The organism is Butyrivibrio sp. AE2005, assembly GCF_000686965.1.
Lineage (GTDB): Bacteria > Bacillota > Clostridia > Lachnospirales > Lachnospiraceae > Butyrivibrio > Butyrivibrio hungatei_A.
Genome location: NZ_JMMD01000001.1, coordinates 38,802 through 56,732, shown reverse-complemented (window position 1 = coordinate 56,732; position 17,931 = coordinate 38,802). Strand labels below are relative to the sequence as shown.

Annotated in this window: 16 protein-coding genes; 8 read left to right on the top strand and 8 right to left on the bottom strand. The window is 42.0% G+C overall.

All coding sequences use genetic code 11. The annotated features are described in order from the left end of the window. Positions 1 to 138: 138 nt before the first annotated feature. Entirely contained in the window at positions 139 to 2,100 is a 1,962-nt protein-coding gene (locus DL92_RS0100265; protein ID WP_026666561.1) for an ABC-F family ATP-binding cassette domain-containing protein, read from the top strand. Positions 2,101 to 2,163: 63 nt separating this feature from the next. On the opposite strand, the gene DL92_RS0100260 is transcribed toward DL92_RS0100265, so the two are convergent. The 3 genes from DL92_RS0100260 to truA form a co-directional block, all read right to left on the bottom strand. Beyond that, entirely contained in the window at positions 2,164 to 3,963 is a 1,800-nt protein-coding gene (locus DL92_RS0100260) for an ArnT family glycosyltransferase (protein ID WP_026666560.1), read from the bottom strand. 30 nt (positions 3,964 to 3,993) lie between these two features. After that, positions 3,994 to 5,613: a DUF5722 domain-containing protein gene (locus tag DL92_RS0100255; RefSeq protein ID WP_026655252.1), complete on the bottom strand. Its 1,620-nt coding sequence runs from the start codon at positions 5,611 to 5,613 to the stop codon at positions 3,994 to 3,996. Between the two features lie 97 nt (positions 5,614 to 5,710). Further along, entirely contained in the window at positions 5,711 to 6,460 is a 750-nt protein-coding gene (gene truA, locus DL92_RS0100250) for a tRNA pseudouridine(38-40) synthase TruA (RefSeq protein ID WP_026666559.1), read from the bottom strand. 100 nt (positions 6,461 to 6,560) lie between these two features. Between truA and DL92_RS0100245 the strand changes: the two genes are divergently transcribed. Beyond that, complete coding sequence (locus DL92_RS0100245; protein WP_026655254.1) at positions 6,561 to 7,100, top strand: QueT transporter family protein; 540 nt, start codon at positions 6,561 to 6,563, stop codon at positions 7,098 to 7,100. Positions 7,101 to 7,204: 104 nt separating this feature from the next. Here DL92_RS0100245 and DL92_RS0100240 read toward each other — a convergent pair whose 3' ends face one another. Continuing rightward, positions 7,205 to 7,528 carry a hypothetical protein gene (locus DL92_RS0100240; protein ID WP_026655255.1) on the bottom strand — a complete coding sequence of 108 codons (324 nt, stop codon included), beginning with the start codon at positions 7,526 to 7,528 and terminating at the stop codon, positions 7,205 to 7,207. Further along, entirely contained in the window at positions 7,521 to 7,808 is a 288-nt protein-coding gene (locus DL92_RS0100235; RefSeq protein ID WP_034468230.1) for a type II toxin-antitoxin system Phd/YefM family antitoxin, read from the bottom strand. The genes DL92_RS0100240 and DL92_RS0100235 overlap by 8 nt, the downstream gene beginning before the upstream one ends. Before the next feature lie 253 nt (positions 7,809 to 8,061). Between DL92_RS0100235 and DL92_RS0100230 the strand changes: the two genes are divergently transcribed. Genes DL92_RS0100230 through DL92_RS0100205 form a run of 6 tightly spaced genes read left to right on the top strand, consistent with a single transcriptional unit; the run spans position 8,062 to position 12,610 of the window. Further along, positions 8,062 to 8,685, top strand: coding sequence for a hypothetical protein (locus tag DL92_RS0100230; protein WP_026655258.1), 624 nt, complete (start codon positions 8,062 to 8,064; stop codon positions 8,683 to 8,685). A gap of 39 nt (positions 8,686 to 8,724) precedes the next feature. After that, positions 8,725 to 9,396 carry an ABC transporter substrate-binding protein gene (locus tag DL92_RS0100225; RefSeq protein WP_197027228.1) on the top strand — a complete coding sequence of 224 codons (672 nt, stop codon included), beginning with the start codon at positions 8,725 to 8,727 and terminating at the stop codon, positions 9,394 to 9,396. Between the two features lie 43 nt (positions 9,397 to 9,439). Then, positions 9,440 to 9,973, top strand: coding sequence for a hypothetical protein (locus DL92_RS0100220; RefSeq protein ID WP_026655260.1), 534 nt, complete (start codon positions 9,440 to 9,442; stop codon positions 9,971 to 9,973). Positions 9,974 to 9,998: 25 nt separating this feature from the next. Continuing rightward, a complete protein-coding gene (locus DL92_RS0100215) occupies positions 9,999 to 10,694 on the top strand; it encodes a hypothetical protein (protein WP_026666556.1) in 696 nt (231 codons plus the stop codon). 42 nt (positions 10,695 to 10,736) lie between these two features. Further along, positions 10,737 to 12,119: a hypothetical protein gene (locus DL92_RS0100210; RefSeq protein WP_026666555.1), complete on the top strand. Its 1,383-nt coding sequence runs from the start codon at positions 10,737 to 10,739 to the stop codon at positions 12,117 to 12,119. A 41-nt stretch (positions 12,120 to 12,160) separates the two neighbouring features. Continuing rightward, positions 12,161 to 12,610 (top strand): SH3 domain-containing protein, encoded by a 450-nt coding sequence (locus tag DL92_RS0100205; RefSeq protein WP_026655263.1) that lies wholly within the window; start codon positions 12,161 to 12,163, stop codon positions 12,608 to 12,610. Positions 12,611 to 12,693: 83 nt separating this feature from the next. Here the strand turns inward: DL92_RS0100205 and DL92_RS0100200 are convergent, their stop codons facing one another. The 3 genes from DL92_RS0100200 to DL92_RS0100190 form a co-directional block, all read right to left on the bottom strand. Beyond that, positions 12,694 to 15,105, bottom strand: a complete 2,412-nt coding sequence (locus DL92_RS0100200) for a glycoside hydrolase family 3 protein (RefSeq protein ID WP_026655264.1) — start codon at positions 15,103 to 15,105, stop codon at positions 12,694 to 12,696. Positions 15,106 to 15,127: 22 nt separating this feature from the next. Continuing rightward, positions 15,128 to 16,888 (bottom strand): nicotinamide-nucleotide amidohydrolase family protein, encoded by a 1,761-nt coding sequence (locus tag DL92_RS19905; protein ID WP_051594104.1) that lies wholly within the window; start codon positions 16,886 to 16,888, stop codon positions 15,128 to 15,130. Between the two features lie 198 nt (positions 16,889 to 17,086). After that, positions 17,087 to 17,767: a DNA alkylation repair protein gene (locus tag DL92_RS0100190; RefSeq protein ID WP_026655265.1), complete on the bottom strand. Its 681-nt coding sequence runs from the start codon at positions 17,765 to 17,767 to the stop codon at positions 17,087 to 17,089. Positions 17,768 to 17,931 lie beyond the last annotated feature (164 nt).

The following is a 17,931-nucleotide window of genomic DNA, read 5'->3' as shown; positions in this document are numbered from 1 at the left end:
ACCTCATGGTTCTGCAAACAACTATATTTTATCACCTGTCATGCTCGCAATAAACAGCGAATTCAAGCATACCTTTTCATATCGCCGCGCGCATGCTAAAATGTGGTGTTGCAAAAAGTAGTTTTTTGGAGACAGATCATGATTTTATCAGTACATAATATAAATAAGAGCTTTGACGGAAAGGACATCTTAAGAGATGCTTCTTTTCATATTGAAAATAATGAGAAGGCTGCCATCGTCGGGATCAACGGCGCCGGAAAGACAACCCTTCTTAAGATAATTATCGGACAACTTGCGGCAGACAGCGGTGATGTGACTTTTTCAAAAGACGTGACATGGGGATATCTTGCGCAGAATCAGAACGTTCAGACAGAGAATACCATCTTTGAAGAACTCATGGAGGTAAAAAAGCACGTAATCGAGCTTGAGGAAAATATCAGAGCCGCCGAGGAAGAAATGAAGCACGTCACAGGTGACGAGCTCACACGCCTTATGGACAGATACACATTTATGAACGAACAGTTCCAGAGGATGTCCGGTTATTCATGGCAGAGCGAAGTTACAGGTGTCGCAAAGGGTCTCGGATTTTCGGAAGATGAACTCAATAAAAGAATCTCTACCCTTTCGGGCGGGCAAAAGACAAGAGTCGCTCTGGGTAAGCTTCTTCTCAGCTCCCCGGATCTTATCATCCTCGACGAGCCCACAAACCACCTAGATATGACTTCGATCAGATGGCTTGAGAACTATCTTCTTAACTACAAGGGCGCTGTACTTATCGTCTCCCACGACAGATATTTCCTTGATAAGATCGTAGGAAAAGTCATAGAAGTTGAGAACACGCTCGTTTCAAGCTTTGTAGGTAACTACAGCGCTTACTCCGTCAAGAAAGAACAAAAAAGACTTGCGCAGTGGAGTGCGTACATGAAACAGCAGCAAGAGATCAAGCATCAGGAAGAAGTAATCGCCAAGTTAAAATCTTTTAACCGCGAGAAATCCATAAAGCGCGCCGAAAGCCGCGAAAAGATGCTGGATAAGGTTGTGCGTCTCGATAAACCCATAACGATTGACGACAGCATGAAAATTTCTCTTAAACCTTCATGCGAAAGCGGAAAAGATGTCCTTGAGGCAGATAATCTTTCAAAATCATTCGGAAGTCAGGAGCTCTTTTCCAATATAAGTTTCGAGATCAAAAAGGGCGAGCACGTTGCGATCATCGGCGACAACGGAACTGGTAAGACCACTCTCCTTAAAATGATCAACGGACTTGAGAGCATAGACAGCGGTAAGATCACGCTCGGAACCAAGGTCGAGATAGGCTACTACGATCAGGAGCACCACGTTCTAAACGACAACAAGACTTTGTTCGACGAGCTTCAGGACGCATATCCTTCGCTTAACAACACCGAAATAAGAAACACTCTCGCAGCATTTCTTTTTACCGGCGATGATGTATTTAAGAGGATCGGTGATCTGTCGGGTGGCGAAAAAGGAAGAGTCAGCCTTGCTAAGCTCATGCTTTCCGATGCAAACTTCCTCATCCTCGACGAGCCTACAAACCACCTTGATATTACAAGTAAGGAAATCCTTGAATCTGCTATTTCAGGCTATGAGGGAACTGTTCTCTATGTTAGCCACGACAGATATTTCATAAATAAGACAGCGACCAGAATCCTTGACCTCACACGTAAGAGCATGGTCAATTACATCGGAAACTACGACTACTACATCGAGCATGTCGAGGAAAAGATGCAGAACACTTTCGGAACATCAGATACGGGCACAAGCTCAATCGGCGCTCCCGTAGCCTCATCTTCCGCTCCTTCAGCAGCTACGGCGCAGTCATCCGGAAGTAACGATTATAAAGCTCAAAAAGAAGCCAAGGCAAGAAGGAAAAAGATTGAGGCCGCGCTCAAAAAGTGTGAAGAAGACATCGCAAAGCTTGAATCAAGAGACAATGAGATCACAGAGCTCATCTCCGATCCCGCTGTCGGATCCGACCTCGCAAAGCTCAGAAAGCTCACAGACGAGCAGACCGAGATACAAGAAAAGCTCTCCGCGCTCTATGATGAGTGGGAAGAACTTTCATCTGAGGAAATCTAAAAAATAAACATAACAAAACTGCTCCAAGGCTATGCCAAGGAGCAGTTCTATTTTTAAACACGCTCATTCGCCGGAACCATATACCACTGAATATCTTCCAAAGTTTTCTACTGTACAGTCCGTAGCTCCGTTAATAGCCTCCAGCTCCGAGCTTCCAAGTATAAGCACCGCATCTTTACCGGCATAACTAGCATAATCTTCGGGAAGGCCGAACTTGAAATTCCCGAAACTCTCGGCAACTCTGAATTCATCCGTTTCATCTTTGTATACTACGGTATCTGCAAACTTTACCGGATTGTAGTCCGTATAATAAAGAGCAATAACAAACGGAGCTGACAAATTCTCATAAGTTGAATAAATCTCTGTATCATCCCCTGCTATCTCGTAAGCTCTCTTAGCCGCTTCGCCATATCCCGGCATGAAAAGATTCGAAGTCCTATCATTAAATCCGCCAAAATAATCTTTTATAAACAGTCCCGCAGCAAGAACAATAACCGTCATCACAGCATATGCACCAACTGCACGTCTGTCCCATATAAAGGAAACTCCCTTTACAAGAAAATATATGAGCGGAAGAAATATCATTACCATCCTGCTTACATCCGATCTGATTCCGATTGCCAGCAGCACACATGAGATCAAAAGCGTCACAAACACCGCATCCATAGCAAGTCTCTTATCTTCATCAGTCACGCTTTCAATCTTACTTGTATCTTCCGCACTTTCTTTATTTGCAGAAGCTATATTTTCAGAAGTTTTATTTACAATATCTTTTTTACCCAAAAAAACTCCGAGAAAAATCCCAAGAAAAGTTATAGGAAACGTAAATTCAAACAACGTCGCATATCCCGGAATAAAATGGCACAGCATTTCATCGTTGTCGCCTATTGTAAGCGTAATAAGGAGCTGTCTGATATTTTCATAAAGCGCGGAGGGAAGAGTTGAATCAAATCTGAGAAATACCTCCCCCGACCTCGACGCCGTGAACTTATTAAACGAAAAGCTGTCCGTCACTATCTCGGGAAGTCCGAGGTAATTTACCGCATAGAAAACAAGGAGCGGCGAAAATACAATAACAAATGTGAGCACAGCCAAAATAAGCTGCTTTACACTGATAACTTTTTTTCTAAGGCAATAAATACTGATGAGAATCAGGTGGATCGGAACCACTATGGTTGCAGAGCCGTAGCTGTACATGCACATCGCGTATGCAGCAGCGCTTAGGCAATAAATAAGCGTCTTCTCCGTCTTGATTCCGAGTATAAAAAGATATACGGAAAGCCCGAGCGTAAACGGCATTATATTGCTGTCAAGGCTCCATCTCGAAAGTATGATATGCCACGGACATATCGCAAGAAATGCCGCTCCGAAAAGAGATTTTTTATAAGATAAAGTGATTTCTTTTAATATCAGATAGAAAATATAAACCGTGGCGATTCCGAGAATTGCGGGAAGGAGTCTGAGCTTCACGACACCTGTTCCAAACAATTTGATCGTAAGTACGTTTATATAGATCATAAGAGGGCTTCCGCCACCGCACCCCCATGTTATCGGATATATCGGGTATGCGAAACCGTTTCTGTCAACGCCGTATTTTGCGATCGCGAAGGCATCATATCCAAGCGAAGCCTCATCCTGCTGAAGTCCGGCAGGCACGCTTCCAAGCCCTATAAGCCGCAATGCTGCCGCAAAAAGAATTATCCCAATAAGAATAATATGCGCTGTTTTTGCGGAAATATCCGCTGTTTTTTTATCAGTATCTAAATCTGTATTCTTGCCCTTCTTGTAAATAAGAACGGCTGCTGCGCCTATAAAAGCGCAGGCAGCCGTAGCTATATAATTGTAATAATCAATTATTCTCATATTCGATTTCCCATACCGATCATTTTATGATTATCTTGCAAACATAGCAGCATTCCAGTCAGCGATTCCGGCATTTGCGGCAGCTCTTTGAATATAAGCTCCGGCGTTGGGACTGCTCATTTGCTGATAGAACTCAAAAGCAAGTTTTCTTGATCCGTCCTGGCCTGTAAGTCCGACAGAAAGTCCGTCGGCAACCTCAACAGGATAATCCGTCTGTCTGTTAAAGACGATCATATTGATATATCGGTTTGTCATAGCTCTCTGATATGCATAAACAATAGCCGATGCCTGTTCTTCCTGTCCCTGAGTGGATGTATATCCAACTTCCGTAAGAAGTATAGGTCTTACCGCACCCTTAGTGTTACGCATCGCAGGCTGGCACATATAATCCGTAAGCTGCTCTATATTCTGCATAGACATATAAGGTGTGTCGATATCATGTCTTACCATTGCCGCTGCAGCCTCGTTCTTAGGTGACCAGAACGCTGTCCATACCATGGGATAATTGTAAGGGTGCTCTGCAAGCGCCCAGTCGAAATTACCCTGTGCAACAATGCACGCGTTCATCGCCTCTATAAGGCTTCTTGCCGAGAAATATGAAGGTGTGTTCTTATAAGTCCAGTTATGATCAAAGCTTGCACAAACATGTGCATTGGCATTTTTGCTTTTTATAGCATTGTAGCACACTCTTAGCTCATCGGCATAGAGCTGTGCATACAACATCTCATCGGAAACATTCGCAATATTCCACTCATTCTTGGCATTTACTTCATTTCCGATCACCCAGTTATCTACCTGTCCAAATCCGTTCTGTCCGTTATATCTGTATGCAAGATATGTAACTACGGCTTCGAGGTTCTCAAGTCCCACATCATCCGATGTGTTCATCATGTAATAACGTGAATGCGCACCCCTTGAATAAGGAGAGATCATGAACTCTTCACCCGGAACATAAGGATTCAAAAGAACTATCGTAACGCCCATTCCCTGCTGTGTACATGTTCTTACAGCATGGTCGTACTGACTTAAATATGATGAATCATAGTTGTAAGTCTTTCCGTTATACTCAAAAACAACGCCTCCGTTGCCGCCTATGATATCTTCAAGATTAATATTGTACGCAGCCTGCTGAACTCCGAGCTGGGTAGCCTCTGTATTTCCGTTACCAATCTTTGCTCCGTCAAGGATAAGACCTTTTTTACCGTTGTTTTTTCTCTTGGGAGATGATTTGGCAAGCACCTCGGGATTGGTTATATAGCGGGTTCCCGAAACAGGAACGAACACGCCTCCCGAAAGCACTGCAACCTGAAACTTGTCATATAACTTACACTGAGTAGTTTTATAATCAAGCGGAAAAGAAAAAGTAACCGCCGAATTCATCGGAACTGACGCCACAGGTGCTCCCGCAGGTTCGTTCTGATAAACTTTCTCTGCGAAAAGATATAACATACCGTTATCGCTCTGAGGCATCGCCTGAACAGAAGCGGTAACCGTTACTTTTTCGCCGTCATTGTTGATACTTGCCGATGTGATCGCTACAGATCCGTTTCCTTCCGCCTTAGCGTAGAGCGTAGCAAAAGAAAAGACGCTTAGTGCCGCTAACGCAGAAAGCGCAGTACGTGTTAGTGCAGAATAGATTTTGTTTGTCATTAGTGTCCCCTCATATTAAAATTTTGATAAACAATAATACTATATTAAGCTAAAACCCATGCACTTATCAACGTATTTTTGCTAAATTTAGTTATTTTTAATAGTCTACTTTCATAAGACATAATCCGAGCGGAGGCGCCGTCGGTCCCGCCTTCTGCCTGTCGCATGACTCCAAAATCTCTTTTACCTCGGAAGGCGCTATATTGCCGTATCCGACTTCAAGCAAAGTTCCCGTAAGTATGCGGACCATGTTCTGCAAAAAGCCGTTTCCGTGAAAATAAAGCCTTATGTAGCTTCCGCTCTCTTCTATCTTTATGGAATCGACACATCTGACCGTGGACTTCTTCATGCGGTTGTTTCCGCAAAAACTCTTAAAGTCATGCGTTCCCTCAAGGATTGCAGCAGCCTTTCTCATCTTATCCGCATCAGGCTTTTTCTCCAATACGGTCACGTATTTTCTGTCAAAAACAGGCTTGGAAGGGCCATACCAACAGGTATAACGATATGTCTTTCCAAGTGCGTTATATCTTGAGTGAAATCTGTCCGAACAGATCTTAACGTCATTTATGCTTATATCCTCAGGGAGATACTTATTCATATACTCACGTATCTCATCTTCCGTCATATTGGTATCAAGAGCGGTATTTGCAGTCATTGCCCTGGCATGCACGCCGGCGTCCGTCCTGCCCGCACCAATTAGATTGATCGTTCCCTCAGGGAGATTTACCATCTTATTAAGAACACTCTCAAGCTTGCCCTGTATAGTCATATCCTTACCGGGCTGCCTCTCCCATCCGTGAAATCTGGTACCGTCATAACTAATCAAGAACTTGTAATTTCTGCTCATATATTCCGCAATCCCCCTGTCATTTTTTCCAAAAGATGATAGTATTATTATGTCAGTTCGAGACCTTCCTGACAATAAACAAAACTAAAGGAGAATTCAATTGAATAACAAAAAGACTCTATTTATCACTCATGCTGCCGCAATCGCAGCTCTTTACGTTGTGCTTACGCACTTTGCAAACATGCTTGGTCTTGCAAATTACGCGATCCAGGTACGTTTTTCGGAGGCACTTACAATTCTGCCTTTCTTCACACCCGCCGCAATTCCGGGACTTTTCATCGGATGTATAATCGCAAACATAACAACAGGCTGCATGCTGCTCGACATCATTTTCGGCTCAATCGCAACGCTTCTCGGTGCACTCGGAACTTACTTCATTGCACACGGGTTAAAAAAGACATCAGCCCCCGACTTCTATAGCACAAGCAAACTCAGGACATGGCTCACCCCACTTCCTCCCATCATAGCAAACACACTCATCGTTCCTTTCGTACTCATTCACGTGTACCAGCTCGAAGGAACTCTTCCATACTTCATGCTCACAGTATGCATCGGCGAAGTCATCTCATGCTTCATCCTTGGCATGATCTTACTCTTTGCCCTCAACAAAAGAAAAAGCGCCATCTTCAAAACCAACTGATCCAAACTCCCCCATAGTAAAAGGGGCGAGCTACAGCCCGGCCCCCACTTACTATATAGAATAAAAAATCCCGATACCATTCAGTATAGGGATTTTTTATATAATCATAATAATGAATATCTGCTGATAACTCCATATAATTCTTGGCGATCATCAATGATAAGATGTAATGTGACTCTCTTTCGTAAATAATCAACTGTATATATAACATAATTATGAGGAATCACCAATACTTTGTATCCTTTTCTGGAAAGTGCCGGAAATTTGTCACTGCCTATTTCCGGATTTGATAATTGAGAAATATGCTCCTCAATCATTTTTAAACTTTCGTCCATTACCTCATAATCAAATTTTTTTGCAATCATAATTGCAATTTCTAAAAGCGATTCTTCGAATGTATCTGTCTTCTCAATAACAAAATCACTCATTGAGATTCATACCTTTTACCTTGTCTCTTATTCTGTCAAACATTCCCTCGATAGGAGCAACTCTATCATTTCTGCGGTCATTTTCTGACTGAGCCAGCAGTTCATACAATCTCAATTCATTCTTCAACCGCTTATAATCTTCATAGCTTAAAGACACGGTATCACCTTTACCATTTACAGTAATAATAACCGCCTCTCCATTTTCTCGACATTGTCTTGAAATCTCGTTATAATGATTTCGCAGATCAGCAGATGGTCTAATATCTTCTCGAAATATCATAATTATCGCCTCCGTAGACAAATTGTATCATAATATGTATATCTCATCAATAATGTCTGCGTAACCACATAAGATAATACTTTTCTCACTAATTCTGCTTTCATTCTGCTATCCCTCCAATTTCTATAATTTCATCCGCATAATACTATCAGGCTATTGACATCCAAAAAGTATTGTGCTATAAGTGTACTAGTATCACTAATACACGTAACACGTGTATTTATTTTAACAGGAATTGAGGAGAATGTCTATTATGAAAAAAAGAAATTTATCAGCAATTATCATTGCATCATCAGTTATGATGCTTACACTTGCAGGATGCGGTGTTACAGCAGAATCGGATGCGGGAGTTTCAAAAGGATCTGAAGCAGAAGTTTCAGCCGAAGCTAAAGCAGATGCTCCCGAAGCAACTGAAGACGAAGGCGACTACACTGACGGAGCCATTGCCAATAAGCCTAGTAATCCCGATGCTGCAGATTTATCTTTTGAATATAACGGAACCACAATATCTATTACCGACGCCCCTGATAAAATCAAGTCTGCTCTCGGCAAACCAAGTAATGAAGAGGAAGCTCCAAACAGCGACGATCCTGCAGACAGGATGTATACATACGGTACCGATCCCGATACTATCGACCTTACAGTAATCGCCGGAAAGACAGACGCAATAATAATCTATGATTCCGCTATTAAGACATCAAGAGGAATATCAATAGGAAGCACCGATAAAGATGTTATTGCCGCTTATGGTGAAGCTGAGGCGACCAAGCTTGACGGCATAAATGATATCGAGTATAACTTCGACGGTTACACACTTACATTCTTTTTAGATAAAAACAGTAAAGTTGATGCAATCGGATTCATTAACGAAAACTAATAACCAGTTTCATAAAGATATATTTAAACCAGAGGAAAAATGATGAAGAGAAGAACAAGTTTTTTATTGATATCTGTTATAGCACTTGCACTCGTAGGATGTGGCGTAACTTCACCCGACAGCGTTTCTGCTGCCGAAGAAGCATCTGCCATCAAAGTTATCGCTGACAAAGCCGAAACTATGAATGCCACTAAAGCAACTACAGTTAATGAAAAAAGTTCGGACGAAATACCCGTTGAGCCTGAAAAGATCACCAATTCAGAAGATGCAGTTTTTGAATATAACGGAAATACAGTCTCTATTCTCGATGATACCAAAACAGTCCTTGCAGCTCTTGGTACGCCCACAAGCAGCGAACCTTCAGCATACAATAATTCTGAGACCTACCTCTTCGGAACAGATCCCGACATCATTGAGTACTCTGCCTTTAAACTAAGCAACGGCACCGAAGCCCCTGACTATATTCTTGTCCATGACAAAAACATAAAAACATCTAAGGGAATAGGCCTCGGGAACACCGAAAAAGAAATAATATCAGCCTACGGAAAGCCAAGTGAGATTGCTGATTTTCCCGAGGTAAATATATACGATCTTGATTATGATATGGGAAGTTTTTCAATAACTTTCAGCCTGGATAACGACAAAAAACTTACATCCTTCTCATACTTAAACAACGATAACGGCAATAAGTACAGCTGTGCGCTCAATTAAAAAAGCAGTATTATCTTAGTTAATGCAATGAGGAGACCCTATCATGAGTAAACGAATCGTAACATCAATCATTTCAATATCTGCAATAGTCCTAACACTTATGGGCTGCGGCAACATTTCAGACACCGCTTCAAGCGCTGCCACACTTTCGTCTCAGCCACAGACCAAAGAAAAGAACTTAGCCGATGCAGCTTTTGAATATAAGGGAAATATGCTTTCTCTTTTCGACGATCCGAATACAGTCATTGATATATTAAGTACATGTGATACCGGAGAGGTCTCTACCTACCTCCACTTCAACAAAGAATACTTCGATGGTTATCACTCTCCTACCATTGATTATACTATGTCAAACGATGCGACATTTATGTACACCATATCCGACGAAAGCGTGCGTACTTCAAACGGCATAAGTATAGGAAGCACCCAGGACGAAGTCATCGCCGCCTACGACAATGCCGGTGAGCGAATCGGGAACTGGATTCTTTGTGATTTTGAAGATTACTACATCATCTTCTATTTTGATGATGATGATAAGGTTTACAAGATTGAATATGTAATAAATGACACCAAATAAAACCATGAAAACGGAGGAAAACAACATGAAAAAAAGTTCGACATTACCTATCCTTTTGGCGGCATCTATTATTCTTTCGCTTATGGGATGTAGTGCTCCATCATCTGATGCTTCCGAAGCAGAAGGCGAGTTGCAGCTTTCCGAAGTAGCTCCCGAAGAGACCGGAGAAGCCGGCGAAACAGAAGAAACTACTTCAGCTGAAAGTGAAGAAACCACAGATTCAAGCGCATCGGAAAACGGAGACGCCATCACTGAAACAACAGTCACCGTGAACGGCAAAGCCGTTTCAGTTCTTAACGACGCAGAAAAAACATTGGCAGACCTTGGCACCCCTTCAGATAAAGACATCGAGTTTTGGGGAGAAACAATGCCTATATACAAATTTGACTCCGGCGTTAGTCTGTCAACTTATGTTAAAGACGGAAAAGAATATGCATACAACATGAACATAAACAAAGAAGGCATAAATACAGCCCGTAATATAGGCATTGGAAGTACAAAAGAAGAAATGATCGCTGCTTACGGCGAACCGTTTGGAGACAAGGAAGAATATGAGCGCGGTGACGGAATCAAGGGCAAAATGAATTGGTATGAATTCGATTCATATTCTATATCCTTCGGAATCGAGAACGGCAAGGTAGGTTATTACTATTTTACTGATAAAGCAAATAATGAAACCTTCAGTAACCTGGTTTATGCACAAGTAATGTCAGGCACATAAGGTTACTCATAAATTATTACCAAAATGAAACGGAGAAATACTATGAAAAGACGCACAACAACAGCAGCCCTTTTGGCATCTGCAATGATGTTATCGCTTGTAGGCTGCGACGGAGCATCAATGAGTGCCACCGAGGGAAGCAGCGAAATGGAAATGACCGAGGAAGCAAAGAGAGAAATCGCAAAAGCTGAGATGGTTGCCGGCGAAGACGCTTCTTCCAACGCATCTTCTGCAGAAGCAGCAACTGCAGCTTCAGCAGATACATCTGCAGCAACCGCTGCATCTTCTGAGGTATCAGACGCAGCTACTACTGCTTCATCGGCCGATAAGTCCGAGACCAAAACAGATACCGCAGCTACTGCAACCTCACAGCAAACCCAGACAAAACTTGCCGAGAACGAGATCATTTATAACGGTAAGGTTCTTTCAGTATTGGACGATTCAACAAAAACACTTGCCGATCTCGGAACTTACGAAGACAAAAAGACCTATTCCCTCAACGAATATAACTATTCTTATGATTCAGGAAACATCCACTACTCTACCTATCTAAGTGAGGGCAAGGAACTTCCGCTCAGCCTTTCCGTATATAACAGGAAAGATATAAAGACATCCCGCAATGCAGGTGTCGGAGACACAGTTGATCAAATAACATCTTTATATGGAAAGCCTGTTGAGAAGGGATATTTTGAAGGCGGTACCGGCACAGAATACAGTTATAAATATAAGTTCGATAAATTCAGCTTATACTTCTGCTTTAGCGAAAAAACCGATAAGGTAGCATGGTTTGCATTTGATCACAATGCCAACGTAGATAAGTCCAATAAAGAGGCTTTGGCTAACGAAAAAGCCAATACCACAGCGGCAAACACTTCTACTACACCTGCTGCCCCTGAAGAAAACAAGGCTACCGCATCTTCTAACACAGCTAATAAGGGCGACGTCAAGGATTATCAGTTTACTTATAACGGAAACGTTGTATCCATAATGGATAGCTTTGATGCGGTGAATAAAGCAATGGGCGGATATGTTCCTGCAGATTCAAATATACAGAGCCTGCAATCCTATTATGCATATGGCAAAAATCAGGCAGTCGGTATGATATGTAGAAGTGATTTCGGAACAGAAACTCCTATTACAATATCCACACGTGTAGCAGGAATGACAACCGCACGTAATATCAAGGTTGGAAGCTCCAAGGAAGAACTTATCGCCGCTTACGGAACTCCTAACGGCAAACACAACCAGGTATTTGACGGTCCTACAGGAAGAGAATTGACAGAAGAAGAATATATTGCCTATTTCGGTGAATCATTCGTCTATGAGCTTGGTGATGTCAGGATCAGTTTTTCCGTCGAAAACGGAAAGGTTGCTTCTATCGAGTATCAGAATAATGTAAATTACAAAAAGTTCCAGTGGAGCTAAACAGTTCTAAATAAAAACATAATAGAGAAAAGAGAGAAAAGATGAAAAGGGATAAAATAAAAGCTTTTTTATTTACTTCTGCTATTGTATTTACACTTATAGGATGCGGCAACAGCGCCGAGAATTCATATGTTGACCCATCCGCTGATAATTCTGCAAGCGTTTCATCTACGAACGAGGCGTCCGACGATGCCGCTCCAACAGAAGCTCCCGAAAGTTCCGCCTCTGCACTATTATCTTCTGATATAGTTGCAGTTTCTGATCCAAACGGAGTCAAGATGGCTACAATCAAAACAGATGACGGAGTCCTAAGAGTACGCAAAGAACCAAATTATGATTCTGAAAATATCGGATACCTTGCTCCATGCGAAGAAGTAAAAGTTCTTGATGAAACTGAAGGCTGGCTAAAAATTGAATATGATGAAGGCAGCGAAGGTTACATTGATTCAGCATATGCCAATATATGGACAAGTTCAGGCGAAACAAAATAAAAACTGCATGTTAAAACCCCACTAAGAAAAAAGGACTAAAGAGTCATATCTCTTTAGTCCTTTTCATATTGTTCTATTAAATATCAATCAAATTTAAGCAGTGTTTTCAGCACTCTCTTGGCACTTATACGAATGTTCTCTTCGCTTACGGCGCCAAGCTCAAGGGCTTCCTTAACTCTCTCAGGGAATCCTGTCGCCATCTTAAGGTCGTTACCTGCATTGATCTCTTTATAGTGCTCTCCTCTTGTCCACCAGTCGGACATAACAAGTCCTGTATATCCCCACTCCTCGCGAAGGATACCTGTTATAAGGTCTCTGCACTCAGAAGCTCTTTCGCCGTTAACCACATTGTAAGATGACATTATGGTGTAAGGCTGCTCTTCTTTTACGATCATCTCAAAAGGCTTTAAATAGATTTCTCTTAGCGCTCTTTCAGATACTCTTGAATCGCAGTGCTTTCTGTTGATCTCCTTGTTATTGCAAGCAAAGTGCTTAACACAAGCACCGACATGATTCTTCTGAATTCCGCGCACCATGGCTGCTGCCATCTTACCTGTAAGGTAAGGATCTTCCGAATAATATTCGAAATTTCTTCCGCACATGGGATTTCTGTGTATATTGATCGCAGGTGTAAGCCATACGCAGAGGTTATTCTCTTTAAGCTCTTCTCCGCCTGCTCTTCCCACTTCTTCAGCGATTTCTTTGTTCCATGTACATGCAATTGAAGTAGCACATGGGAATGCCGTAGTCCTGATTCCGGTCTCAGGCATGATACGAACACCTGCAGGTCCGTCAGCTGTCATTGCATTTGGAATGCCGTATTCGTCCATATTACCAAAACCGAATACATTGGCAACACCTGTGTTGGGCTGGCCTCCCAGAAGCTCTATCATATCATTGACAGAAAGCTGTTCCATAAATTCATCAAGACTTATCTTGCCTTCCGCAACTTCCGAAAGCTGCTTTGCACCCTCTATCAAAGGCATTGTGTAATAATGTCTCTTAAGCCCTTTTTCAGTGGGAGCAAGCGCTTCCTCCGTACCGGGCTCCATCTTCTCTATTACACTTTCATTCTTGTCAGGTTTCTCAAAAACAGGAAGTTCTTCATATGTTCCGTCGCCCAAAAGTCTCTTTTTAAGCGCTGCGGGAACAGCCTTGTGGCTTAATGTGCATACAACTTTATCAACAAAGTTCTCCCAGAAGAAAGATATCTTTGCCGCATCTCTTACATTGCTTCCAAGGTAGAATTCATATTTTCCCTTTTCAAGAACATAAGATGCATCACTGAACTTTCCGAGATCATCATAAGATGAAAGGCCGTATTCGGTGATCTTAAGTGTCATAAGCTGTGCCTCGCCGGGCTGAAGCTCTTTTGTCTTCTCAAAATCAACAAGGCTCTTTTTAGGTTTAAGAAGTTTGCCGGCAGGCGCCGAAACATAGAGCTGCACAACTTCTTTTCCTGCCATTCTTCCTGTATTTGTAACTTTTACATTGAAAATGATGGTGTCCTCTTTTTTGACGGCACCCAAAACTTCTATATCAAAAGTTGTATATGACAATCCATATCCGAAAGGATAGATAACTCTGTCGGAAGCTCCCTCGAAGGTTTCAAAAAATCTGTAACCAACATAGATATCTTCCGTGTAATCCACGTAATCAAAAGAATCGTGATATCCCTTTGTTGACGGATAATCATCAAGAGTTCCCGCAAATGTATCGGCAAGTCTTCCCGAAGGACAAATGTTTCCAAGAATAACGTCTGCTGCCGCAAGACCGCCTTCCATTCCGCCCTGTCCCATATAAACAGCCGCATCAATCCTGTCATTGCCCTCTATCCATCTGCAGTCCATAACACCGCCAATGTTGAGAACAACAACTACATTTTCAAAGATATCACATGCATTTTGGACAAGCTCTTTTTCCTCAAATGAAAGATAAAAATCTCCATCAGGGAAGATGACTTTCGATAAAGTTGTCATCTTAACTCCGGCAGGCCATGGATTAAACGTTTCGATGTCTCCGTCTATATCGCTTCGATCCCAACCTTCGCCTGAGAATCTGTTGATAACAACGATAGCTGTCTCGGAAAATCTCGTAGCATTCTTAAGAATAACCGAAGGGATAGTCGGTTCCTTGGTCATTCCCGGAACACAGCCCTTCTTGTACTGCTTATCAAGTTCTTCCTTGTAGTATTCAATAATAGGCTCGTACACCTTGACACCGCGCATCTTAAGTCCGTCGTACAACGATCTTGTATATTCGCAGTAAACGTCTCCGGAACCTCCGCCGCCTTTTACGTACTCATATGACGCTTTACCAAGCAGAGCCACCTTCTCAACGTTTTTGAGAGGCAAAAGCCCATTGTTCTTTAAGAGAACAACACTTTCATCCGCAGCTTTTTTGGAAATACTGATATGTTCCTCGCTTCCCGTAACAGGCACCTTCCCGTTTAAAGGTAGCGCCGGCTGATATAAAAGTCTTGCCCATTTCTGCATTTTTTATGAATCCCTCCGTGAATTATTTGCCTATAATCTCTATTAATTTATCCGCCACAAGTTCAGCGACGGCAAGCTTATACTCATATCTTGAGTGTTTCGGGGGTATATTCGCATGATAGCTTCTGTTTCCAAATTTGGAAGCAATCGCAAAATAAACCTCTCCCGGAACGCTGTCATCATTTGAAGGATCGGAATTTCCCATCGTTCCGGTTACTCCGATAGCAACATCCGCTTCATAGATTGCGCCTGCGGAGAATGCCATATCTTCGGCAGTCTCATAGGAATATACTCCGTACTTATCGATGGTTTCCTTAGGAACTCCGTGGAGAACCTTGGCTTCATTACTGTAAGTAATATAAGCGCCCTTCATTACGGCCGATGAGCCCTCTGTATCTGTTATAAGCGAAGCGATAAGCCCCGACGTACAACTTTCCATTGATGTAAAAGATAATCCTCTTTTGATAAGAGTCTCTGTTATCCTTCTGTATTTTGCCCTTACGGTATCTTCAGCTCTTACAACCACTGTTTCTTCTTTCTTCTCAGGTGCTGTATCCTTTGATTTTACATGTTCTGCTTCTTTTTTCTTAGCAGCTGCTGTCTCTTTAGGCTTTGAAACTACGGCCTGTTTAACTCTTGAATTCGAAGCCTCTTTAGGCTTTGAAACCACGGCTTCTTTTGCTCTCGAAGACGCTTTTTCCCTGGGTCTTGATTCAACCGACTCTTTTGCCCTTGACGATCTTCTCTCTCTCGGACTTGATTCAGGTTCTTCTTTACGTCTTGAAGCTCTGGAACTTCTTGAGCCGGATGTTCTTGTATCCTCTTCATCGTCATCGATATCATTATCGATATCATTATCGATGTCATTATCAACATCCATATCCATGTCCATATCAAAGTCTCTGTCTCTGCTTCTGCTCTTGCTCTTTCTCGAATCATTGCTCTTTCTCGAATCAGAGAATTTGATCTCATCGCCGCAGTGAACGTACTTTATCTTGTCCTTCAGAATCTTCTGCATCTCTTCAAACGGCTCAACGCCCGTGCAGTGACCTGTATAGAATACCGATTCGTACTCTGTGAGATCTTTTGCGATATTACGGATCTCCTTGATATCTTCTTTGGAGTATCCTCTGTCCCTTGCAGTGTGAAAACCACTTATTACCGCGTCGGGATCGCTCTTAAATATCGACACATACTTATCCATTATATTCTGAATACCGTGATGTGCACAGCCCGAAAATAATATTTTTTTACCTTCGGTTGAAACAACAAGGCACTGCTCATGAGCAAAATCATCCTCTACAAGCTCTCCGCCATCTTTTATAAAAAGAGTGCTGTTCGTCTGGGGGTTCTCATATCTGTCCCCTATATCGGAAAAGATAGTAAGCTCATCGTCAATTTTTGTTACGCCATCCTCTAAGATTTCCAATTGAGGAAGGTCTTTTACCTTTCTGCTAAGACCAATATATCTGGGTCTTCTTCCGCGCGACGTCGAGTAGAACTTCTGAAAAGCATGTTCACTTATATAAATCATCGCAGTATCATTCAGATCTACAAATGAAAGGATACCGCCGCCATGGTCGTAATGACCGTGTGTGATAACAACAGTGTCCACATCCGCTAAATCTATTCCAAGCTGATCTGCATTCTCTACAAGAAGTCCAGATGCTCCGGTATCTACGAGAATCTTATGTTTCTTGGTCTCTACGTAGAAGCACAATCCATGCTCCGGTATGCAGTCATTTTTACCTGCAGTGTTTTCTATAATATTAATAATACGCATACACATTTCTCCTTAACTGCATATTATTGTATCATAAAGATTGATTTATTGCTTCATTCCGCACATATTTTATACTTCTGCACCATAAATGTGTACGATTTTCCACAAAATTTTACCGTTTCCGTTCGCGGGAACCCCCTATCCATCGGCATCTTCAAATTATTACGTGTTGTAAATTTTTTTTTAATTTACGCTTAATCAACAATTTCTGAGATAATCTTTCTGTTCTTTGGATATCCGATAGCTTTCAATCGCCTTTCTGACAGTCTTTTTCTTAACATCGGGATCAAGTTTATTGTCTCTTATGTACGGAAGCGCGTCGTCATAGCGAAAGCTGAGCGCAGTTGCAAAATACCACGCTATCATCATCTGAATGTAATATTCATCAGACCTGATCAACGATACTCTCTCAAGATATTCCGGTTTAAAATCCTCCTCAAGATAATGCTTCATAAGCATACCTATGCCGAATCGCACTGTATATGTCTTATCCGAATCGAGCCATTCGTATATCTTCTTTACAAGTTCATCTTTGTTTTTCTTAAATGCCGCCGGCAACATCTGATCGCAGGTTGCCCAGTTATCAACGTACGGAAGGAATTTTTCAACTTCAAAAACGCAGCTTTCATATTCTTTTATCCCGGATATTATGAAGGCATGGAGCTGATTCTCGTCGTAATATCTGTGCGGAAGCTCCTGTAAAAAAGCCGTGCACCCTTCCTCATCTTTTGCAACCTCTTTTGCAAACTTCTTAAGCGCAGGAGTTCTCACGCCGAGCACCTTATCGGGATTGACTGTAGGAATTAGCTTTCTGTTAAATGCTGCGTACTTATCGTCTTTTAGTTCAAAGAGCCTTGCTCTTATCTCGTCTGTTGTCATATTTCCCTCCACATATCAGATTATATCCGATACACATGCAAACAGTAAAGCGAGGATCATATAGTGACAGGCTATCCATTCTATATGTCCTCGCTTTTCCTTGGGGTATTTACATTTATTAGAGTGTGATCAGATTATTATGTTTTTATACCACCTCCTTTCAA